Source organism: Acinetobacter sp. YH12144 (assembly GCF_013418345.1).
Lineage (GTDB): Bacteria > Pseudomonadota > Gammaproteobacteria > Pseudomonadales > Moraxellaceae > Acinetobacter > Acinetobacter amyesii.
In genome coordinates this window covers 46066-67644 of sequence record NZ_VPCD01000008.1, presented here as the reverse complement: position 1 = coordinate 67644, position 21579 = coordinate 46066, and the positions used below count along the sequence as shown (strand labels likewise).

Genomic DNA, 21579 nt, shown 5'->3' with positions numbered 1-21579 from the left:
AACAGAGATGTGTATAATCAATTTAACCTTTCAAGAAACGCTGGCAACATGTTCAATATTCTACGCAAACAAATGGATGAAAGTACGCAATGCCCGTTGTGTCGTGCATCTATGTATTGGGTAGATGCTGAAAAATTAGATGAGCAAGAATTTAATTTTTATCAGTGTAGCCACTGTCATCATCAAATATTTCCAGAACAGCAATACAACTGTCATTGTGAAAACTGTCAGGCTGCGCGAAAAAAACTCCTGAAAGAAACCCGTTTACAAGAACAGCGTAAACTTAAAAATAAAGATATCGTTGAGCGTGAATTAAGTGAACTGAGTTTTTTACAGAAACTTTTTTTGCTGGCTTTATTGGATAATTACGTCCAAGAACATACGGCGCATCAAGAATTTATCGACTGGGATACGATTAAATATCACAACATCAGCCCGAATTATCTCTTTCAACAGTCGCTCAAAAAGCATCTCGTACATGAGCAAATTTTGATTGTGAAAGATGATGCATTGCAAGCTGAGCAGTATTATATCAATGTCCGTCTGGATGGCTATTCGGAGCCCAGCCTTTTTAGCGTAGCGCAGCAACTGCGCCATTGGTTTTATGAAAATTTAGCTCTGGGTGTTCCTTTTAAAAGCGCTGACGAAGTGAAAGAGTGCTTGTATCTCCTACTGTTTCAAGAAATTGTGCAATTTATGCAGTTTTACTGTAAGACATGGGGCATTCAAATTGCAGGGAATAAAAGCTTTCAAGTGTTCTGTTATCGCCTACTCGACCATCTAGCGGTTGGGCAGATTTACTATATGATTCAGTCAGCACTCGAATACCTACACAAACAAAAAGCTCTGCAAGTACGTAATGAAAACTTCATTAATACTAATCTGTTAAAAAAGACCTTACAGCAATACCGTGAACGTGGCTTACAGGAAAAATGGGAAACCTTTACCCTCCCTCGTCCGCCACAATTACCGTTTAGTAAAATGAGTGAAATTTTGCTCTTTAACTTTTTAGGACTCGATGAAAGTATCTTTGTGCAACCGATACGCCATGCTTGGAAAAAAATCGAACCACGATTAAATTTTTATTCCACAAAGCGCTGCATGTACTGTGGTTCACAAGAGCTCTCTGTCGATTATGATGCCGCAGATTATGTGACCCTGTTCTGCCGTAATTGTAAACATCAAGACCATTACTTCACCCGCTAAGGGAGAAAACGATGAATCAATCTGAAAATTTTGAAACGACCATGAACAGTGAATTAACTGACTTAAATAGCCCGCTTTTACAAAGCGTCATTAATGCGTGGATTGAACTTCAATCCAAACAACCTTTGGTGCATATCCTCACCAATGCAGTTGCGAGCAATTATGTCGCCAATGTCCTTTTAGCTGCGGGTGCTTCTCCTGCAATGATTGATAATCCCTTTGAAGCCGAAAGCTTTGCCTCTATTGCCAGTGCATTGAATATCAATTTAGGTACGCCAACGTCTGAACAAATGCAGGCCATGCAAATTGCTGCACAAACAGCACAAAATTTAAATAAACCTTGGGTGCTTGACCCTGTCGGTTATGGCCCCGTTTTGCCGTGGCGATCTGAAATGGTTGACCAATTACTCCAGTACAAGCCAAGTATTATTCGTGGCAATGCATCAGAAATCAGTGGTCTTGCAGGTAATCAAGGTGAGTCACGCGGTGTCGATAGCACGCTCAATAGTGCCGAGATTTATTTAAATGCTGTGCCCTTATTAGAACACTGTGAATGTGTGGCAATTTCAGGCGAATCAGATTTCATCTTGTCGAAAGAAATGAATGCGGTGATACAAATTAATGGTGGGTCTTACTTACAACCCAAAGTAACGGCTTCAGGCTGCGCTTTAGGTGCGTTAACAGCGGCGTATTGCGCCGTAAGTGAAACGCTAACTGCTGGCACGATCGCAGCACATTTGCACTTTGCGATTGCGGGTCAAAAAGCCTATGAAATTAGCTCAAGTGTCGGCAGTTTTAATGTTGCATTTTTAGATGAAATTTATAATCTCAATGAAGATGATTTCAATCAACTCGCTAACATACAAATTTATGCACTATGAAGCTACGATAGCTTGAAAAAAAACAAAAACAGCTTGAGTAAAGGACTCAAGCTGTTCAGGGTTTCATGCTGTTTTTTATAATTAGAACGCGTCAAAAAACTTACTGTGCCGTACTGTCACTTGCAGCATTGGAATCAAACATTTCTGAATCTTCGATCATTTCTGTTGGATTACTCAAAATCATGTCGAGGTCATAGTCCCCCGCATAAACAATATTTTTGATTTTTGAACAGTCGCCATCACTCATTTCATAATTTAAGACTTTGGCTTCATCACCAATTTTAAACTCAGCACGAACGACGTTTTTATTTTCATCAAAACTCAGTTTAGGCTGAACACCTTTTTTCGAATCTTGCTGCGGATCTTGGCTATCCGTGAAAATATCAAAATCCACATTACACGCTTGTTGCGACTGCTTACAGTTAATTTCTGCTTGCATACGTTCCGCTAACGATGGCTCAAAATAGGCAGTAAGTTGATCTTTACTCAAAGCATGCAATTTCAACTCTTGATCATAAATTTGTTTGACCAGTTTTTCGGGGGCAACACATTTCTGCGATTGCTCCTGTACTTTTTGCTCTGCTGGCTGACAAGCCGTTAAAAAGATTGCCGCGCCGAAACCGAATAATCGATATATCGTCATTTGTCGCATAACACATCCATGTCCGTCATTAAACTGCCCGCCCAACTGCCAGATTCATACTTGCTTCAAAAATAGTTGAAACATTTAATTTACAAATACACATTAACCCCATGCCATCAAAATAATCTGGCACGTGCTGCATAAAAAATTGAACATGTTCATCAGATTTTTTCCGTAGCCGAACCAATTGCTCAGGCGTCACCTTCGGTAAATCACAACGATGAACAAAAATATCCTCAGCCCGATGCTGCACATCATGCTGACGGATTTTATAACTATTTAAAACATCCATATACTCTGTGGGCATCGGGACACCATGTCTTGGATAAAACTTAACAGAGCGCGAGGCAAATAATGTATATACCTTTGGTTGTGCCAATGTAGCCACAAACCACATCGGAATCGCTGGAAATCGAATCTGATGCTGCATCGCCACTTTAATCGCCGAATTTAAGGTCAGGTTTTTCCGACGATAATCAACCAATACCCCAGCTCGTGAATTAAAAATAAAAATCGGCCGATTGCGATGCATAATTTTTAATATACGCACAATGTTTTGCCCGATCAGTTTATCCTGCTCAAAATACTGAATAATTGGTAATGCAACAATATCGGGGTCATGCATGTATTGATAGAGTTGCTCAATTTTCGAAGTCGGGAAAATACATTGATCAAACTCCCAGAGCCGTTGAAACAACTCATGTTTTTCTTCAGTCGTGAGTTTACTAAAATCAATGATATTCTCAGTGATCGCCATACCAACACCCATTTTTTAATGGATTAACTTTGATGTTTTTTCAAAGTCCCTAGTTATAAATATTTCAAAAACGATATTTAAAATGAAATAAAATTATTAATAGATCATCTATGATGATTAAAACCCCGAGTTAAATTGAATCACTATTTAACCTCATGCTTTTTTAAAACCAACCATATCAATATTTTTTACTTTTGAACCGTTTTAGCCCTCTAAAAGCTCAAAAGATGCAGCGTTTTTTGACTGTTACATCATGTAAATATAATACGTTTTAACATCGTGAATTACAGCCCCCTTGGATAGGATTTCTTATACTTTCTAGTCATACAAAATAGACAGCTTCGAAAAGCTGTCTTTGAGTTATTTTAAAATTTAAGCATTAAGCTTGGTAATAGATATCAACCGTTTTAATGCGGTTTTCATCCATTGCCGTAACTTTAAATTGGATGCCTTTAAAATCAACTACAGTCCCGACTTCAACATTGCCGTGGGTCTGATCTAAAATAAGACCTGAAACACTGATATAACCATCATCTTCTTCGATCAAATCCAGCATTTCCAATTCAAGTTCTAACTGATACAGATCGAGCATGCCTGAAGCTTTCCAATATGCATCATCGATTTTAATCAAATCTAGTTGTTCATCAGCATCAGGGAATTCACCAGCAATCGCTTCAAACACATCGAGTGGTGAAATCAGACCTTGTACCGCACCAAACTCATCCGTAACCAATACCAAAGAGCCTTTAGAGGTACGCAAGGTATTAATCGCATCAATCACCTTCATCTTTTGGAAAATAAAGATCGGACGATGACGTTTAATCAATGCTTTTAGATCATCTTCACTGTCTAGAACATCAATAAGTTCTTTCGCGCGGACAATACTAATCACTTTATCCAAGCTACCACGACACACAGGGAATAAACTGTGCGGCACAGAAAGGACTTGCTCACGAATTTGCTCAGGTGTGTCATTTAAATCCACCCAAGAAATTTGATTACGGGGAGTCATGATCGACGCAACTGAACGCTCTGCAAGCGTCAACACCCCCCCAATCATGTAACGCTCTTCGTCTGCAAAGGTTTCTTGCGCCTGATTACCGACTTGATCAGCTTCTAAGCGCCCACCCATCAGTTTTAAAATACTGTCTGCAGTACGATGGCGTAATGGAATTTTCGCTTCGTGTTTTTGAGCATTGCGTTGACTAAACTGGTTAAAGGCTTCGATGACAATCGCAACACCAATACCTGAGTAGATATAGCCTTTCGGAATATGGAAACCAAAACCTTCTGCTATCAAACTAATACCGATAAGCAATAAGAAGCTTAAACATAGGATCACGACGGTCGGATGTCGGTTTACAAAAGCCGTTAGCGGTTTAGATGCAAGTAACATCACTGCCATTGCCACAATCATTGCAGCCATCATGACAAAAATGTTGTCGACCATACCGATCGCTGTAATGACAGAGTCTAAAGAGAAAACCGCATCTAAGACAACAATTTGCGCAACTACTGCTGTAAAGCTGGCATATGCCACTTTTGTTGTCACTTGAACTTCCGGTTTACCTTCTAATTTCTCATGCAGCTCTGTGACCGCCTTATAGACTAAGAACAATCCACCGAACAATAATATGAGATCTCGACCAGAGAATGTCCAATCAAAAACGGTAATCAGGGGCTTTGTTAACGTGACCAACCAAGAGATTGCAAATAACAATCCTAATCGCATAAATAATGCGAGTGAAAGACCAAGTACACGGGCTTTATCACGTTGTTCTGGAGGGAGTTTTTCTGCCAAAATGGCAATAAAGACTAGGTTATCAATCCCTAGTACAATTTCTAAAATAATTAATGTAAGTAAACCAACCCAGATTCCGGGATCTAACAAAAATTCCATTAGCTCTCTTCCTCATTCTGGATTGTAAGAATATCTTCAATCAGACCAACGCACGGCGACGGATCCATAAATTTAACCTGTGTAACTATAGACCATTCCATTATGCACAATCTTGCGCATTTGTAATGTATTCAAGCATATTTTTTCGCATCAACAATATGACAAAATGTTAAAAGCGCTTAATGCGTTGCCGATTGAATGGGCTACATCAAATATAAATCTAGATCGTAATACTGACTTTTATAGATACATGCCAACGCTGTTAAAAAGATTGATTTCATCTAACTTTTTAATTAAATATTATTAAATGCGTTGTATAAGATTGTATGACAAATCTAATGAATTATTTATTTCAACCTTTTGGTAAAATATATTAATATTCAATTTGAATTAAAAACTTATTTATTTTCACTACACTATCTCTCTATAGCAAAAATTACTTTTATTCTTTTTTAATCGCTTGGACAGAATATCAATATAATCTATTAAGATAATCTAAAAATGAGATATCTTCTACTTTCTATTTTTTTATTGTGAACTCTTGCTATTACCCTCTATTTTTCAATAGAATGTTAAAACATTAAATAAAATTAAAACAAATATTCAGGGGACTCCTTTATGACAAAAAAGTATTCAAAATTTTTACCATCCACCGATGACTTTAGCTTAGAAAATTTTCCTTTCTACTGGGTCACTCAGGTTCATGCTCAATACGTTTTAAACGTTGACCATGCGTTGAAAAAATATGGTGTTGATAATTCACGTCGCCGTATCCTTCTCGCACTCAAGTCTAAGCCACATGCGAGCGTTTCGGATTTATCTGAAATGGTCGTGTCTAAAATGTCGACGACAACCAAGATCGTTTATCGCTTAAAAGATGAAGGCTTAGTAGATACCTATTCTTGTGAAGATGATGCGCGTATTACCCGCGTCGTGTTAACCGATAAAGGCACTGCAATGACGCAGAAGATTAACGATCTAACGAATGTCGTTCTCGAGCAATCTTTTGAAGGCTTAACACCGCTACAAATTGAAAAAACCATGGAAAGCTTAAAGCACATCTTCAAAAACTTAGCGCGCTAAGCATTCTGCATCACCGAAGTATTAATCGAAAAAGTTCAGTTGGGGACTGATTTTTTCGATTTTTATTTTAGGTGCATGCGCGCATTCAAATTCATCAACGGGAAAACCCTGTACAAAACTTTGGATATTGGGTGATTTCCAGCTTAACCATTCCTCTAATCGCACATGCGGAATCACAATCACCGAGCGTTTTATATTTCCTGGCTCATGAAAGTGTTTCATCATTTCATGATCGATAGCATCCATCGTAATCATGGTTGCAGAACGTACAATCTCATCACCTTGCCGACAAATGTCATATAAGGCAGCGATATAAAACGCTTCTCCATCTTTGCGTTTAACACTCCAACGCTGCGGTTTATTGTCGATATACATAGACTCATAAAATTCAGACACTGGAATTACGCCAAACTTACATTTTGAGATCGCATTGATAAAAGACGGCTTTTGATACAAAGTTTCATTTCGGGCATTATAGGTTTTTAGTGCAATAGATTTGTCTTCGGCCCATTTAGGCACCATGCCAAAACCCACTTTTCGCCACTCTAGCCCTTGCTCAGACTTAAAGAGCAGCGGCAAATCATAATTTGGATAGACTTCCTCAGGATATTCAAAACTGATTTCAGGCAAGTTTTGCGACTTTAATTGCGCTAAGGTAATCGGTTTGAAATTGGCACACATATTTGCCATAATCCGCAAAAATTCAATCTTTATAATAAATGAAAAATCTAGACCGAAGTCGCTTTATCGTTTTAATTCTCAGTTTAAGTCTATATCCAACTGCAAAGCAGCAAAAGTTTCTGTACATACCGTTTCATTTCTACCTTTTAGTCTCGACGCGCTCTATCTCAATGAATATCCATTTAAACAAAGCCTGATCAATGAAATCGAGATCCCTGCAGGCAAATACCGCATTCAATATAAGCATTTTCGCAATCAGCAAATGATCAGTACACATCATTGGGTCACGGTCAAAAATCTTCCCAACACCCAAGAGCAGCAATTCTCATTAGTCATCCTGCCCTATGGTGAAATGATCAATGTCTCTGACTTTAAAATTACATCTCCAGAAATGTTTCCTGAAATCCGTTTTGCAAAACATGCTCAAAATAGTTATCGCTTGATGCAAAATCAGCAAAGACAACGAGATCAATTTGGCGTGATTCTTCCTGACGCAGATGAAGCCCACACGACAGAATTAGAAGATCAATTTGACTGGTTTACAGTGAACGCAGATGAAGGCCGTGTCAGGACAGATTGTACAGGCACTTTTAAGATCAATCCTCTGGATGCGCTCCCCTATTTCACCACTGCAAATTCAGCTATTCAGTTTAATTATCAACAAGGAAAACAAAAACATAATGCATATTTAGCGTTTAGTGATAACAATCCGGTTATTCCAATCGAAGATCGAACAATTCATGAGGCAACGGATTACAAAAATGGCTTGAAGTTTGATGTGTATATTAACAATATCCAAAAAATGAAAACCGAGACTATTTCTTCTAATTATTCAATCTACAATTATAAAGTGCAGGTAAAGCTGTATATAACGACCTTGCAACGTAAGCCTATGCTGTTGATGAATCAGCAAATGTACTATCAGAATAATTGTTCAAGTCAGGATATTGGCGCTTTTCTGTATTACAAAACACGTTGGAGTCGTTTTTGGGACTATATACTTCCTGATATTTCATGGAAATAAACTAGAGAGGTCCTGCTCCTGCGCAACAGAACCTGTTGTGAAGTCTATTGCACAAGATAAAATAGACTTCATTTTGTGTATTTTAAGCGGGGAAAGTCTGCCAATGGGTGCGGGTAAATTCCTCAAATATCCACTCACCATTAAAACGGCCAAGGCCTGAATTACGTTCACCACCAAAGGGTGCATTAGAATGATCCGCCACACTGATGCCATTGATATGCGTCATGCCTATATCGAGTTTGGCAGCAAACTCTCCGCCGCGCGCTAAGTTTGACGTACATACCGCACTCGATAAACCAAATCGGGTTGAATTCGCCAATTCTAGTGCATGTGCTTCATCTCGCGCTTTTAAAATCGGCAAGATTGGCCCAAAGCTTTCTTCCAATGCAATATCAGCGTGTGCATCCACATGGGTGAAAATATGCGGTGCAACCAATTGACCTTCAATACCCCCCGCGTAGGCTAAAATTGCATCTTGCTGAATGGCATTTTGAATAATAGTTTTTAATTTATCGATTTGCGACTTATTGATAATGGGCCCTATCAGGGTTTCAGCATCATTCGGATCACCGACCACAATGCTTTTTACCCGTTTAATTAATTTTTCAACATAAGCATCGTGCAAGGATTCATCCACAATCACTCGATTGGTACTCATGCAAATTTGTCCTTGATGCAAAAAACGCCCCATCACGGTCAGTTCAACGGCTAAATTTAAATCTGCATCATCTAAAATGGCCAAAGGCGCATTGCCGCCAAGTTCCAGCGCTAAACGCTTAATCCGTGAACTTCCTAGCGCTTTCACACCCACCTGTTGACCCACTTCAGTTGAACCTGTAAATGAAATCAATTTAGGTACAGGATGCTCTACAAAATAGTCGCCAATTTCACTGCCGCTGCCTGCAACGACATTTAACACACCATGCGGTAAACCCGCTTCTTCAAATAACTTTCCGAGCAACGTTCCACCTGTGACTGGCGTGTCACTTGCAGGCTTCAGCACCACACTATTGCCGCAAGCAATCGCAGTCACCACAGAACGCATCGACAAATGAAATGGAAAATTCCAAGGGCTAATCACTGCTATGACTCCCAAGGGTTTGCGCAGTACAAAACTCTTGCGGCTAGGGTCTTTACTCTCTAGCTTCATAGTTTGCATTTTTTCAGGAAAACACAACGATTCTTGGATAATGCCGAGCGCAGCATCAACTTCAATATTGGCTTTTAAACGTGTACTCCCAGATTCATCTATCAGCCATTGAATAATTTCTTCTCTGCGTTGCTGAATGGTTTGAGCTAATTTGTTGATAACTTGCTGACGTACTTTAATAGACTTGGTCATTTCTAATTTAAAGGCAGCTTCTGCCGCACTATAAGCACTGTCTACATCGACACTGCTGGCTGCCTGCAATTCAAAAATCTCTGCTTGGCTAAAAGGATTGATATTTTTGATGTGGCGGGTTGACGTCCCTGCTCGCCATTGCCCACCAATATATTGCAAATCTAATGCGGTATAAGCTGACATCGTTTCCATCCTATTTTTATCATTCATCCCAATGTAAAGACTTCAGCATCGAAAAGCTATGAGAAAAACAGGATAAAACTTTATAATTAATTTCTTTTGCAACCTTATACTTTAAACAGGCTGATGAATCTGCCGCATCGCTTTATAGATTCGCCAATAAATATAACAGCTAATGATGACTTCAAAACTTAGATCTTTAACTGTGGTGAGTTGCTCAAGCGCAGCCTCCTCCATGTTTAGGGTCAACATAGGTAACAGCCCTTCGACAACAACAGCGATCAAGATAAAGAGGACTAAACTCTGAATCGTTACGGGCAAATACAATGCAATAAAGCGCTTTAAAAAATCTCGGCCTTGCTCGCCGCCATTGGCTTTAAATATGGCATTCACCCAGCTAATCAGCAGACCAACTTGTAAAACAAACGAAGCCCAAGCTTCTGTAGGTTTGGATTCTGGGGTTAACGTCAGTGCTAAGTAGCTAAAGAAAATCAATATTGAGCTGGCAATATAGTAGTTTTTATAATGGGTTTCAGAGACTTTATTCAGTCTTATATCATCCACCAACCGATTTACATTCCATAAATACATGGAGTTTCCTTTTCATTTTTTATGTCGACATTCTAAATTTCTCAAGCAATAAAAAAAGCCTCCGAAGAGGCTTTTTTTGATTTACAGATTAGTCACCTGTATAACCTTTTAATTTTAAACGGTAAGCATGAAGAAGCGGCTCTGTATAACCAGAAGGCTGCTCGCCACCTTTGAATACTAAATCATAAGCAGCTTTGTATGCATAACCATCAAAGCTTGGTGCCATTGGTGTGTAAAGTGGATCGTTGGCATTTTGCTCATCTACAACTTTCGCCATGCGCTTAAATACTTCTTCAACTTGCTCAGCAGTTACGATACCGTGACGTAACCAGTTCGCAACGTGTTGAGAAGAAATACGTAAAGTTGCACGGTCTTCCATCAAACCAACGTTGTTGATGTCTAGAACTTTTGAACAACCTACACCCAAATCAACCCAACGAACCACATAACCCAAGATACCTTGAAGGTTATTTTCGAGTTCTTTGGTTTTCTCTTCTTCAGACCAGTTTGTATCTGTCGCTAAAGGCGGTGTTAACAAGTCATCTAAAGATAGCGGTTGAGTATTCAACAACTCTTTTTGACGTTCAGAAACATTGCACTGATGATAGTGAATCGCGTGAATTACAGCGCCAGATGGAGACGGAACCCATGCACAGCTTGCGCCAGCTTCTGGATGCTCAATCTTAGTTTTGTACATATCAAGCAACATATCTGGTTTTGGCCACATGCCTTTACCGATTTGCGCTTTACCACGTAAGCCTGCTTGTAGACCGATCATCACGTTACGGTTTTCATACGCTGGGAACCAGATTTGAGACTTCACTTCGCCTTTACGAACGAATGGACCTGCTTCCATGAAAGTATGGATTTCATCACCCGTACGGTCCATGAAACCTGTATTAATAAAGATCGTACGATCTTTCGCTTGCGCGATACAGTTTTTCAAGTTCACAGAAGTACGACGTTCTTCGTCCATGATACCGATTTTCAAAGTCTTCGCAGGTAGACCAAGCGCTTGTTCAGCACGCTCAAATAATTCAACTGCAAATGCAACTTCTTCTGGACCGTGCATTTTTGGTTTAACGATGTACATAGAACCTTTACGAGAGTTCTTGTTTTCGTTTTCGCCTTTGATGTCTGCAAACGTCAATAACGGTGTGATCAATGCATCCATGATGCCTTCGTAGATTTCAGCACCATCTACAAGGATCGCTGGGTTTGTCATCAAATGACCTACGTTACGAAGCAACATCAATGAACGACCGTGAAGCGTAGTTTCACCACCGATCAAGTTTTTGTGCGTACGGTCTTTGTTCAATGTACGAGTAACGGTTTTACCATTTTTCTCGATAGATTCAGAAAGCGTACCTTTCATTAAGCCTAACCAGTTACGGTAGCCTTCAACTTTCTCTTCAGCATCAACTGCTGCAATTGAGTCTTCCAAGTCTTGAATTGTCGTTACCGCAGCTTCAAGAACTAAGTCTTTCACGCCAGCAGCATCTGTTGAACCAATTGGGCTCGTCGCATCAACTTCAATGATTACATGTAAACCATTGTTTAAAAGTACGATTTCAGTTGGTGCAGCTTCGTCACCATTAAAACCAACAAACTGAGCTTCTTTCGCTAAAGTTGCAGTTGAGCCATCTTTTAGGCTTACAACTAACTTTTTGCCTTCTACCGCATATTTAGTTGCATCTGCATGCGAACCATTTGCTAACGGGAAAGTTTCATTTAAGAAGTTTTTAGCAAATTCGATAACTTTTGCGCCACGAGCTGGGTTATAGCCCTTACCTTTTTCCGCGCCGCCTTCTTCAGAGATCACGTCAAAACCGTAAAGAGCATCGTAGAGTGAACCCCAACGTGCGTTCGCAGCGTTTAAGCAGTAACGTGCATTACGCACAGGTACTACCAATTGCGCACCAGCCAATAATGCGATTTCTTCGTCTACATTTTCTGTGCTGATTTGGAAATCTTCTACTTCTGGTAATAAGTAGCCAATTTCAGTAAGGAAAGCTTTGTAAGCTTCGAGTTCAAATTTGTTGTTGCGGTGCCATTCATCAATTTTAGCTTGAATGTCGTCACGCTTAGCCAATAGTGCTTTATTCTTTGGGCTAAGATCGACAACGACTTGTTCAAAGTTTTTCCAGTAAGTTTCACTGTCTAAACCTGAACCCGGTAGTGCTTCATTTTCGATGAAATCGTAAAGTTCTTTAGCAATCGCTAACTTGCCTTTTTGAATACGTGCAGTCATTGTCTTTCCTGATATTGCTATTTTTTATAACAAGAGATTCTAGTATACCCATTTATACTTTGCTGAATAGTACTATCACATTCCTAAATAATGATCATTTTCTATGTAATGAAATACCCTCATCATTCAACATAATAAAGATCAGAAATACGACGTCATCATCAGCCTGAATACCTTTTTACAGTGTATAAAGTTTTTGAAATGTCGAAATTAGACTTAAGTGCAGAATTTTGTTCTAAAACTGAACAAATAGACCCAAGCCTCAAACAAACTCACTCGATTAAGCCATGAAATGCTGCCAATGTCGATGCTACAACTTCAACCAATCAGTTTAAATTTAACGCTTTTATCGATGAATTATTATTCAGTCTAGCTTCTTATTAAATGATGCTTTTATCTTGAGACTTGGCTTTAACTTCTATTGTTCGTTCCACAGCTTTTCTTAATTTATACATGTTATCTAAAACAAAAAATCAAAAAAAAAGAACGCCATTAAGACGTTCTTTTTTTATTCCAACAAAAACGCTTAATTTTCTGCTGTAGATTCTGTTACATTGATTTGGCGGTGAGAGGTATGTAGATAATCATCAGATTGCATTTCCAATAAGCGCGAACGTGTACGCTCAATTTCAAATGCCAATTTTTCACCTTGATATAATTCAATAATCGTATCTTCTGAAGTAAGCAACAACTTCACCCCACGGTCATAAAATTCATCAACCAAGTAGATAAAACGACGTGTCCCTTCAGACAAATAATCGGTCATGTGCGGCACATTACTCACCAAGACTGTATTATAAATATTGGCAATTTCAATAAAGTCCGCTGGGCTACGTGGTTTTAGGCAAAGCTCAGAATATTCACACCACAGCACATCTTCCGTATGACCAATGGTTTCTACAATACGCTGATTAATAATAATTGGCTCTTGTGAAACCGTTTGGGTTTGCGTTAATGCTGTAAAACGCTGTGCCATCCACAACTTATGTTCATGTGTTAAAGGCGACTTAAACAACTGCGCTTGTTTCAATACACGTAAACGATAGTCTACGCCTGAGTCTACATTTAAAATCACACAGTTCTTTTTTACCATTTCGATGGTTGGGATAAAACGGTCACGGTGGATCCCGTTTTTATATAAACCATCTGGTGCGATGTTAGATGTTGCAACAAGGGTGATCCCACGCGTAAATAATTTTTGGAATAGATCACTCAAAATCATTGCATCCGTGACATTGGATACAAAGAATTCATCAAAGCAGATCACGACTGCTTCTTTATAAATTTGGTCGGCAACAAGGTCTAGTGGATTACGCTGACCTGAAAGCTTATTTAATTCACGGTGTACGTACTGCATAAAGTGATGGAAATGCATACGTGTTTTGCGTCGAAATGGCACAGAATCATAAAACTGATCCATCAGCCACGTTTTACCACGTCCTACACCGCCCCACATATACACCCCTTTCGGTGCAGTTTGACGACGGAAACGACGAAACGCTTTTTTAGAAGCCTTAAAACGTTGGATTAATTCTTGCCAAACTCGATCCAACTCATGCACCGCTTGCGCCTGTTCCTGATCTGGTAAAAACTGACCAGATGCTAAGGCTTGAGCATAACGCTCAGCCGGTGAAATCGGAGTAAATGCGGTGTTGTGTGGTGACTGAAAATCTGACATATCATTAAATACTTTTTTGGGCTAAATGAATTATAACGAAGAATAAACTCGAAGATATAACACTTTGGCAGTAAAGCGCATTGGCTATTTATTATATTGTCTCGGACTATGCCCAAACCAACGTTTAAACGCATGATTAAACGCCGCAGGTTCTGAATAGCCGAGCAATTCTGCAATCATTTCAATTGAATATTCATTATATTCAATCATACGGAGTGCTTTATCTTTAATAATATCTTCACGAATTTGCTTATAACTGGTATTTAACTGTTGCAATTGATGACGCAAAGTTCTTTCTGGCAAATTCAATGCTTGAGCAGTTGCTGCCATACTTGGCATCGCACCACTTTGTAATTCCAAATAATCTTGCACACGTTGAACCAATGATGGTGCATCTTCATCGGCACTTAAACGTTCTAACTCTGCGATACATTTCGACTCATATAATCGAAAAGTAATAATATCGGCGGATGGAATACGAATATCTAAAACATCTTCATCAAACCAAAATGCTGCAAATGGCGCACCAAAGCGAACTTGAGAGCCATAATAATCAGTAAACATTTTTAATTTTTCGGGATCTTTGGGTTCAGCAAATGGCAAATCAATTTGAACTTGTGGCGTAGATAGCCCCATCATTTTGTACAGATCACGGATGAATTTATACGTTCCTGAAATCTCTGAATGCGCCAATAATGCACCCAGTGTCGCATACACATCTTGTGGTTGATAACATAAGGCCACTTTATGCTGACTGATTTGCAAACTCAAACGCCCAGTTAGATGCGTCAACTGTTGAAAGCGAATTCCCTGATTTAAAGCTTGGCGTAAAGTATCACTGGTGACCAATAACATCAGCAACGGGCCATAACCCGCCAATGTATAATGCTGACCAATAAATAACCCTTGCTCAGGTTCTACATCTTTACCAATGACTTTCAGTACATCCCACTCCAAACTCGGATGAATCACCGAAGTAGGATCGAGTGCATCGACACGCAGCCCGATAGTTTGCAAACGTTGATCGACATCTACGCCTGCTTTACGCATTCCTTGTACAAGATACATCAGGCTTAGAATGGATCGTTTCATAAATCGTAAAATGACATTAAATTTCTTCTTTTTTACTACAAATTTGCAATTATGAACATTGCCGTTTCGATCAATTTTTCTGTCATCTCAATCATATTGTTCTGATCATGAACTCAAGTATGCTTAGTTTGTAATCTCGCTTGGAATTAAAAAAATGATGCAGGAAGCGCAAACAAAAACAGTGCAAACCCCAAAAGCCAATTCGGAAATTCATACGCAAATCGCCATCATCGGCGGCGGTTTTGGTGGCATTGCTATGGCGATACGACTTTTACAACAAGGTAATCAAAATTTTCTAATCCTCGAAAAAGCCAATGATTTTGGTGGCACCTGGCGTGAAAACCGCTACCCTGGCGCTGCCTGCGATGTGCAATCACATATGTATTCACTTTCTTTTGCACCCAAAACAGATTGGTCAAAGCGTTACGCCGAAGCGCCGGAAATATTTGATTATATCCAACACGTCACCCGTGAATATAATTTAAAACAATTCTGTCGCTTTAACAGTGAAGTGCTTTCAAGCCAATACAATGAATCAACCTGTGACTGGCATTTAGAACTCAAAGATGGCGTTAAAATTACCGCTCAATATGTGATTTTTGCATCTGGCCCGTTACATGTCCCACAAATTCCACATATTCCAGGCATTGAAAAATTTAAGGGTAAAGTGTTCCATTCTTCGCAATGGGATCATCAATATCCATTAGAAGGTAAAAAAGTCGCATCTATTGGTACAGGCGGCAGTGCCATCCAATACATTCCTGAAATCGCACCACAAACAAAGCAACTGTATGTTTTTCAGCGTACAGCGGCTTGGGTCATTCCACGAGATGAGCGTAGTTATCATGGTTTAGAAAAATCACTATTTAAAAAATATGATTGGTTTCGAAAAATTCACCGTGCTCGCCTGTATTGGACCAACGAATCACGTGTCGTGCCAATTGTTAAACCAACCACCATGAAATATGCGCAAAAACTGGCAGAACTATATATTAAGTATCAAGCGAAAGATGCTGAACTTGCCAAGAAACTAACCCCAAACTACATCATGGGCTGTAAACGCATTTTAATTTCTAATAAATACTTTCCAACGTTTAATCGACCGAATGTGGAATTGGTCAGTGATGCAATACAAGAAATCACTGAAAATGCCATTATTACCAAAGATGGAAAATCCCGTGAAATCGATTGTCTGATCTATGGCACAGGCTTTATTACCGATCCAAGAATTTATTTAAAATCATTTGAATGTATTGGTGAAAATGCTCAAGAACTCAAACAAGTTTGGCAAGCTGGCGCAGAAAGCTTTTATGGCATTTGCACCAAAGGCTTTCCAAACCTGTTCCAATTATTAGGCCCCAATACTGTGCTTGCCCATAATTCAGTGGTATTTATGATTGAGGCACAAGTCGATTACATCTTACAAATGATGCAATTGGTTTCAAAATCTAATGTTCAAGCCATCGCCGTCAAAGATCAGGTGCAAGATCAATTTAACACTCATGTACAAGACATGCTTGATGGAACAGTTTGGCAATCAGGCTGTGTGAGTTGGTATCAACAAAATGGCGGTAAAAATTTTGCACTTTGGCCGACTTATACATGGAAATATTGGCTCGCTACTCGAAAAATAAATCCAGCCGATTTTCGACTCCTCAGTAAAACAAAATCTAGTCATGCAGCTTAAGCAATAACAGGTCATAATAGGCAGGTATTCATTATCTGCCTATTTTTGTATGCAATCTTTCTGGCTGATTTTCCAGCTCTTGGCCTGTTTAGGGCTTGGTTTTATTCTTGCACGTCGCCTACCCACTTGGCTTGAAAAAATCGCCTTTAAACTGCTGCCGTATTTTACTTATATTTTGTTATTTGCGATTGCGATCGAATTTTCTGAAACATTACACACTATTCCAGCACCTCTGCAAATCCTTTCTTCATCAGTACTTATTGCACTATTGACCTCAGTGGGTGCTTTTATTTGCTGCTATATTTTATTTAAGCTTTTAGGCTATAAACCCAGTCATGGCAAAGTGTCCATGCAGTTAGTGACAAGCTCACTCATCAATATTAGCTATGCTTTTATTGCATTAGGTTTAGGTTATGCTTTTGCCGAAATGGCAGCACATTTTAGTCTTCAGCCACATATTAGTACTTGGGATCTACTTTTAGTCTTCATGTTTCTGATTGGGCTTGATCTCGCCTACTCACCGCTCGATCGCTCTTGGTTAAATTGGAAAATTCTACTTGTTCCACTCGGTTGTATCGTCGGTTCACTTTTGGGCGCTTTTGCTGCTGCCTATCTATTGCCACAAATCAGCTTGAAAGATTTGATTATGCTGTCACAAGGCTATGGTTTCTATTCGATGACAGGTATCGTCGTAACTGAATTAAAAAATGCGCATCTAGGTAGTATTGCGTTGATGAATGATTTATTCAGAGAAATCTTTGCGATTGTGTTTATGTATATTATTGGCTGGCGTTACCCACGCTCTGCAATTTCATCTGCGGGCGCAACAGCTATGGATGTCACCCTACCTATGGTCAAACAAGCCTGTGGGAATGATTTTATTCCACATGCCATGGTCAGCGGCTTTATCCTTTCTGTACTTGCACCTATATTGGTGAGTATATTGGCGGTGCTTTAACGATTTTAATCTCCCTAAATCCCTCTTTAAAAAAGAGGGACTTTCTCCTCCCTTTTTCAAAGGGAGGTCGGGTGGGATTCTTACAAAGTCGCCAAAATATCTTTTAAAGTCTGACGCATATTGTCCGATTTGGTAATCGGACGACCAATCACCAAATGTGTAGAACCATCAAGCATGGCTTGTTTAGGTGTCACAATTCGTTTTTGATCATCAGCAGCAGAACCTGCTGGACGGATACCCGGTGTCACTAAAGCAAAGTCAGCACCCAAAGTTTCACGCAGCATTTTTGCTTCTTGTGCCGAACACACTACACCATCTAAACCACTTTCTTTCGTTAAAGTCGCAAGACGTTTCACATGTTCAAAGGGTTCAACATCTAAACCTAAATCCGCAAGATCTTCACGGCCCATCGAGGTTAATACCGTTACTGCAATCAGCTGAGTGTTATAGTTACCCGTCTTTAAACGCTCAACACAGGTTTCCATCATTTTACGACCACCTGAAGCATGAACATTCACCATCCACACACCCATATCCGCAGCTGCACAAACTGCTTGCGCTGTAGTGTTTGGAATATCGTGGAATTTTAGATCTAGAAATACTTCAAAACCTTTATCATGCAATGCCTTAACGACACTTGGACCCTCATGGGTAAATAACTCTTTACCAACCTTAACTCGACATAATGCAGGATCTAACTGCTCTGCAATTGTAAGTGCGTCATATTGGCTTTTAGCATCTAGTGCAACGATGATACTCAAGAGACTTACCCTTCATTTTGACAAAATTAGTGCATTATAGATGGATTCAACTTGATCAGAAAGTCATAAAACTCATGTCATTTGAAATGATTAATTTGAATTGAGCTATCTCATTATTTTATTTGAGATAAGCGTTTTATTTTTTCAGCCCATAAAAAAACACCCCGATGATCCACCGGAGTGTTAAATATAAAATTTAAATCTACTCATAAAAGTAGTTAATTTACTTCTAAAACCCAATTATAACGGGTTAGAAGGACGCTCATTCGCATCAATATCTAAAACTGTCTTTTCATGACGCGTATGTGCAGCCGCTTCAGCAGCAGCCAGTTGAGCAGTTTGAATTTGCTCTTTACGTAGGCGGTCAATATCTTTACGTAGACGTTTAATTTCCCAGTTATTTTGAAATACTCGAAATACTTGCACTGCCAATAAAAGACCTAACACCAAACCTAATGACAAGGTTAATAGCAATAAAAGCCCTAAACGCATTGCAGGCACTTGTGTAAACAACAAATCGACCGAAAGTTCAGTTCCGTTTTGTAGAACCAAAGCCAATGAGTATCCAAATAGGACCAGTAGAATTACGACCAATACGTAACGCATAAACACCCCTAACAATGTTTTGAATTAGTTTGCAGATTCGTTTACCGCATCACGTAAAGCTTTACCAGGTTTAAAGTGCGGTACAGCTTTTGCTGCCACTTCAACTGATTTACCTGTTTTTGGGTTACGACCCACACGTGGTTCACGGTGATGTAATGCAAAACTACCAAAACCACGGATTTCTATTCGGTTGTCTGTAGACAAAGCTTCGATCATTTGATCGATCATTATCTTAACGGCCTCTTCCACTAAGGGTTCAGCTAAGTGTGGGTTTTTAAGAGAAATACGCTCTATTAAGTCAGACTTATTAAGTGCTTCAGTAGTCATCTGCGACCTCTTTAATTATCAAGCTACCTAGGATCAGTTTCCTGATAATAACCTGTTTAAATACAAAACGGTAGCGTAATAATCACTTACTACGCTACCGTTACAGTAATTGTGTAAAATATATTAATTAATTTACATTAACAATACAATTCAAACACTTACTTAGTGGTTCATTTGAGCTTTGATCAAATCACCAATAGTCTTAGGACCATTGTCTGAAGTTGCTGTAGCTGTCTTGTTCAAGTTAGCTACTGCTTCTTTTTCTTCAGCTTCGTCTTTCGCTTTGATAGACAAGTTGATAGAACGTGATTTGCGGTCTACGTTGATGATTTTAGCTTCAACTTCTTGACCAACTTCAAGGAACTTAGTTGCATCTTCAACGCGGTCGCGGTTGATTTCAGATGCTTTAAGAGTCGCTTCAACTTCGTCAGCTAACTTAACAGTAGCGCCTTTAGCGTCAACTGCAGTTACAGTACCTTTAACAAGCGCACCGCGTTCGTTAGCAGCTAAGAAATCGTTGAACGGATCGCTGTTCATTTGTTTGATGCCAAGGCTGATACGGTTGCCTTCAGCGTCTACTGAAAGGATAACCGCTTCAACTGTGTCACCTTTCTTGTAACGACGGATAGCTTCTTCGCCTTGTTCGTTCCAAGAAATGTCAGACAAGTGAACTAGACCATCGATACCGCCTGGTAAACCGATGAAGATACCGAAGTCAGTGATTGACTTGATCGTACCTGAAACTTTTTCACCTTTGTCGTGTTCTTTAGCAAACTCTTCCCATGGGTTAGCACGAGTTTGTTTGATACCAAGAGAAATACGACGACGCTCTTCATCAACTTCAAGAACCATAACGTCAACTTCGTCACCGATCTGAACAACTTTAGATGGGTGGATGTTTTTGTTAGTGTGGTCCATTTCTGAAACGTGTACTAAGCCTTCAACGCCTTCAGCGATTTCAGCGAAGCAACCGTAGTCAGTTAAGTTAGTTACACGAGCTTTAACGATAGAACCTTTAGGGTAACGGTTCATGATCGCTAACCATGGATCTTCGCCTAATTGTTTAAGGCCTAAAGATACGCGGTTACGTTCGCGGTCGAATTTAAGTACTTTAACAGTAACTTCTTGACCAACTTCAACAACTTCTGAAGGGTGCTTGATACGTTTCCAAGCCATGTCAGTGATGTGAAGAAGACCATCAATACCGCCAAGGTCAACGAACGCGCCGTAGTCAGTAAGATTTTTAATAGTACCAGTAACTGTTTGACCTTCTTCAAGCTGAGCAAGAAGAGCTTCACGGTCAGCTGAAGATTCAGCTTCCATAACAGCACGACGAGATACAACAACGTTGTTACGTTTAGCATCAAGTTTGATTACTTTAAATTCTAACTCTTTACCTTCTAAGTGAGTAGTATCACGAATAGGACGAGTATCAACTAAAGAACCTGGAAGGAACGCACGAACTGGACCGATGTCAACAGTGAAACCGCCTTTAACCTTACCAGAGATAACACCAGTAACGATTTCGCCGTCTTCAAAGATTTTTTCAAGTTTAGTCCAAGTTTCAGCACGTTTAGCTTTTTCACGTGATAAAACTGTTTGACCCATACCGTTGTCAAGAGCTTCAACAACTACGTCAACAGTGTCGCCAACTTGAACTTCAAGTTCACGTTGTTCATTTAAGAATTCAGCGCGGTCAACAATACCTTCTGATTTAAGGCCAGTGTCAACTGTTACCCAGTCAGAGTCGATATTTACTACAACGCCTTGGATGACAGCACCCTTTTCAACGTTGAGGTTTAATTCGCTTTCTTCAAAGAGGGCTGCAAAAGATTCGGTCATGATATACCTAGTAAAGTCAGCGGTCTTGGATCAGACAAGGCCGGTTTAATTAAGCGTCTACATAGTCCGTATAAGACTGATCAAGCTAT

At 39.6% G+C, this 21579-nt stretch carries 19 protein-coding genes; 6 read left to right on the top strand and 13 right to left on the bottom strand.

The genetic code is table 11. From position 1 onward, the window contains the following. Nucleotides 1-48 precede the first annotated feature (48 nt). Together FTU79_RS06805 and thiM are read left to right on the top strand one after the other, a co-directional pair. Complete coding sequence (locus FTU79_RS06805) at nucleotides 49-1206, top strand: hypothetical protein (RefSeq protein ID WP_180049374.1); 1158 nt, start codon at nucleotides 49-51, stop codon at nucleotides 1204-1206. Between the two features lie 11 nt (nucleotides 1207-1217). Then, the gene (thiM, locus tag FTU79_RS06800; RefSeq protein ID WP_180022469.1) at nucleotides 1218-2087 is read left to right on the top strand and encodes a hydroxyethylthiazole kinase; all 870 of its coding nucleotides are present in this window, start codon (nucleotides 1218-1220) and stop codon (nucleotides 2085-2087) included. 100 nt (nucleotides 2088-2187) lie between these two features. Here thiM and FTU79_RS06795 read toward each other — a convergent pair whose 3' ends face one another. The 3 genes from FTU79_RS06795 to FTU79_RS06785 all read right to left on the bottom strand — a co-directional run bounded on the left by FTU79_RS06795 (nucleotide 2188) and on the right by FTU79_RS06785 (nucleotide 5387). Continuing rightward, nucleotides 2188-2739 carry a hypothetical protein gene (locus FTU79_RS06795; RefSeq protein WP_180022470.1) on the bottom strand — a complete coding sequence of 184 codons (552 nt, stop codon included), beginning with the start codon at nucleotides 2737-2739 and terminating at the stop codon, nucleotides 2188-2190. A 19-nt stretch (nucleotides 2740-2758) separates the two neighbouring features. Beyond that, entirely contained in the window at nucleotides 2759-3487 is a 729-nt protein-coding gene (locus tag FTU79_RS06790; RefSeq protein WP_180049372.1) for a hypothetical protein, read from the bottom strand. Nucleotides 3488-3866: 379 nt separating this feature from the next. Then, on the bottom strand, nucleotides 3867-5387 hold the full coding sequence (locus tag FTU79_RS06785; RefSeq protein WP_180007326.1) for a transporter associated domain-containing protein: 1521 nt from the start codon (nucleotides 5385-5387) through the stop codon (nucleotides 3867-3869). Nucleotides 5388-6005: 618 nt separating this feature from the next. Between FTU79_RS06785 and FTU79_RS06780 the strand changes: the two genes are divergently transcribed. Continuing rightward, entirely contained in the window at nucleotides 6006-6470 is a 465-nt protein-coding gene (locus tag FTU79_RS06780; protein ID WP_180003047.1) for a MarR family winged helix-turn-helix transcriptional regulator, read from the top strand. Between the two features lie 21 nt (nucleotides 6471-6491). On the opposite strand, the gene FTU79_RS06775 is transcribed toward FTU79_RS06780, so the two are convergent. Continuing rightward, the gene (locus FTU79_RS06775; RefSeq protein ID WP_180049370.1) at nucleotides 6492-7151 is read right to left on the bottom strand and encodes an SOS response-associated peptidase family protein; all 660 of its coding nucleotides are present in this window, start codon (nucleotides 7149-7151) and stop codon (nucleotides 6492-6494) included. Between FTU79_RS06775 and FTU79_RS06770 the strand changes: the two genes are divergently transcribed. After that, on the top strand, nucleotides 7135-8175 hold the full coding sequence (locus tag FTU79_RS06770) for a hypothetical protein (RefSeq protein WP_180007327.1): 1041 nt from the start codon (nucleotides 7135-7137) through the stop codon (nucleotides 8173-8175). The two genes, FTU79_RS06775 and FTU79_RS06770, sit on opposite strands and share 17 nt — an antisense overlap. An 82-nt stretch (nucleotides 8176-8257) precedes the next feature. On the opposite strand, the gene FTU79_RS06765 is transcribed toward FTU79_RS06770, so the two are convergent. The 5 genes from FTU79_RS06765 to FTU79_RS06745 form a co-directional block, all read right to left on the bottom strand. After that, entirely contained in the window at nucleotides 8258-9700 is a 1443-nt protein-coding gene (locus FTU79_RS06765; protein ID WP_180007328.1) for an aldehyde dehydrogenase family protein, read from the bottom strand. A 111-nt stretch (nucleotides 9701-9811) separates the two neighbouring features. Continuing rightward, nucleotides 9812-10288, bottom strand: a complete 477-nt coding sequence (locus FTU79_RS06760) for a hypothetical protein (protein WP_111885048.1) — start codon at nucleotides 10286-10288, stop codon at nucleotides 9812-9814. An 88-nt stretch (nucleotides 10289-10376) separates the two neighbouring features. Continuing rightward, the gene (locus tag FTU79_RS06755) at nucleotides 10377-12539 is read right to left on the bottom strand and encodes a malate synthase G (protein ID WP_168378907.1); all 2163 of its coding nucleotides are present in this window, start codon (nucleotides 12537-12539) and stop codon (nucleotides 10377-10379) included. 526 nt (nucleotides 12540-13065) lie between these two features. Next, complete coding sequence (zapE, locus tag FTU79_RS06750) at nucleotides 13066-14217, bottom strand: cell division protein ZapE (RefSeq protein WP_180007329.1); 1152 nt, start codon at nucleotides 14215-14217, stop codon at nucleotides 13066-13068. 84 nt (nucleotides 14218-14301) lie between these two features. Further along, on the bottom strand, nucleotides 14302-15309 hold the full coding sequence (locus FTU79_RS06745; RefSeq protein WP_180007330.1) for an AraC family transcriptional regulator: 1008 nt from the start codon (nucleotides 15307-15309) through the stop codon (nucleotides 14302-14304). A 157-nt stretch (nucleotides 15310-15466) separates the two neighbouring features. On the opposite strand from FTU79_RS06745, the gene FTU79_RS06740 reads away from it, so the two are divergent. Together FTU79_RS06740 and FTU79_RS06735 are read left to right on the top strand one after the other, a co-directional pair. Then, the gene (locus tag FTU79_RS06740) at nucleotides 15467-16996 is read left to right on the top strand and encodes an NAD(P)/FAD-dependent oxidoreductase (protein WP_180007387.1); all 1530 of its coding nucleotides are present in this window, start codon (nucleotides 15467-15469) and stop codon (nucleotides 16994-16996) included. Between the two features lie 49 nt (nucleotides 16997-17045). Further along, nucleotides 17046-17954 carry a lysine exporter LysO family protein gene (locus FTU79_RS06735; RefSeq protein ID WP_180007331.1) on the top strand — a complete coding sequence of 303 codons (909 nt, stop codon included), beginning with the start codon at nucleotides 17046-17048 and terminating at the stop codon, nucleotides 17952-17954. Between the two features lie 80 nt (nucleotides 17955-18034). Here FTU79_RS06735 and pyrF read toward each other — a convergent pair whose 3' ends face one another. The 4 genes from pyrF to rpsA all read right to left on the bottom strand — a co-directional run bounded on the left by pyrF (nucleotide 18035) and on the right by rpsA (nucleotide 21490). Next, nucleotides 18035-18715, bottom strand: coding sequence for an orotidine-5'-phosphate decarboxylase (pyrF, locus tag FTU79_RS06730; RefSeq protein ID WP_180007332.1), 681 nt, complete (start codon nucleotides 18713-18715; stop codon nucleotides 18035-18037). Nucleotides 18716-18955: 240 nt separating this feature from the next. Beyond that, nucleotides 18956-19321 (bottom strand): lipopolysaccharide assembly protein LapA domain-containing protein, encoded by a 366-nt coding sequence (locus tag FTU79_RS06725; RefSeq protein ID WP_078188931.1) that lies wholly within the window; start codon nucleotides 19319-19321, stop codon nucleotides 18956-18958. 24 nt (nucleotides 19322-19345) lie between these two features. Further along, nucleotides 19346-19648: an integration host factor subunit beta gene (locus FTU79_RS06720; RefSeq protein ID WP_067767464.1), complete on the bottom strand. Its 303-nt coding sequence runs from the start codon at nucleotides 19646-19648 to the stop codon at nucleotides 19346-19348. Nucleotides 19649-19810: 162 nt separating this feature from the next. Beyond that, a complete protein-coding gene (gene rpsA, locus FTU79_RS06715; RefSeq protein ID WP_078188933.1) occupies nucleotides 19811-21490 on the bottom strand; it encodes a 30S ribosomal protein S1 in 1680 nt (559 codons plus the stop codon). Between the last annotated feature and the right edge of the window lie 89 nt (nucleotides 21491-21579).

Coding starts and splice junctions, on each gene's coding strand:
- thiM (WP_180022469.1), top strand. CDS start 1,218: ATGAATCAATCTGAAAATTTTGAAACGACCATGAACAGTGAATTAACT.
- FTU79_RS06775 (WP_180049370.1), bottom strand. CDS start 7,151: ATGTGTGCCAATTTCAAACCGATTACCTTAGCGCAATTAAAGTCGCAA.
- FTU79_RS06740 (WP_180007387.1), top strand. CDS start 15,467: ATGCAGGAAGCGCAAACAAAAACAGTGCAAACCCCAAAAGCCAATTCG.
- FTU79_RS06795 (WP_180022470.1), bottom strand. CDS start 2,739: ATGCGACAAATGACGATATATCGATTATTCGGTTTCGGCGCGGCAATC.
- FTU79_RS06780 (WP_180003047.1), top strand. CDS start 6,006: ATGACAAAAAAGTATTCAAAATTTTTACCATCCACCGATGACTTTAGC.
- FTU79_RS06745 (WP_180007330.1), bottom strand. CDS start 15,309: ATGAAACGATCCATTCTAAGCCTGATGTATCTTGTACAAGGAATGCGT.
- FTU79_RS06765 (WP_180007328.1), bottom strand. CDS start 9,700: ATGTCAGCTTATACCGCATTAGATTTGCAATATATTGGTGGGCAATGG.
- rpsA (WP_078188933.1), bottom strand. CDS start 21,490: ATGACCGAATCTTTTGCAGCCCTCTTTGAAGAAAGCGAATTAAACCTC.
- FTU79_RS06720 (WP_067767464.1), bottom strand. CDS start 19,648: ATGACTACTGAAGCACTTAATAAGTCTGACTTAATAGAGCGTATTTCT.
- FTU79_RS06735 (WP_180007331.1), top strand. CDS start 17,046: ATGCAATCTTTCTGGCTGATTTTCCAGCTCTTGGCCTGTTTAGGGCTT.
- FTU79_RS06785 (WP_180007326.1), bottom strand. CDS start 5,387: ATGGAATTTTTGTTAGATCCCGGAATCTGGGTTGGTTTACTTACATTA.
- FTU79_RS06790 (WP_180049372.1), bottom strand. CDS start 3,487: ATGGCGATCACTGAGAATATCATTGATTTTAGTAAACTCACGACTGAA.
- FTU79_RS06760 (WP_111885048.1), bottom strand. CDS start 10,288: ATGTATTTATGGAATGTAAATCGGTTGGTGGATGATATAAGACTGAAT.
- FTU79_RS06725 (WP_078188931.1), bottom strand. CDS start 19,321: ATGCGTTACGTATTGGTCGTAATTCTACTGGTCCTATTTGGATACTCA.
- FTU79_RS06805 (WP_180049374.1), top strand. CDS start 49: ATGTTCAATATTCTACGCAAACAAATGGATGAAAGTACGCAATGCCCG.
- zapE (WP_180007329.1), bottom strand. CDS start 14,217: ATGTCAGATTTTCAGTCACCACACAACACCGCATTTACTCCGATTTCA.
- FTU79_RS06755 (WP_168378907.1), bottom strand. CDS start 12,539: ATGACTGCACGTATTCAAAAAGGCAAGTTAGCGATTGCTAAAGAACTT.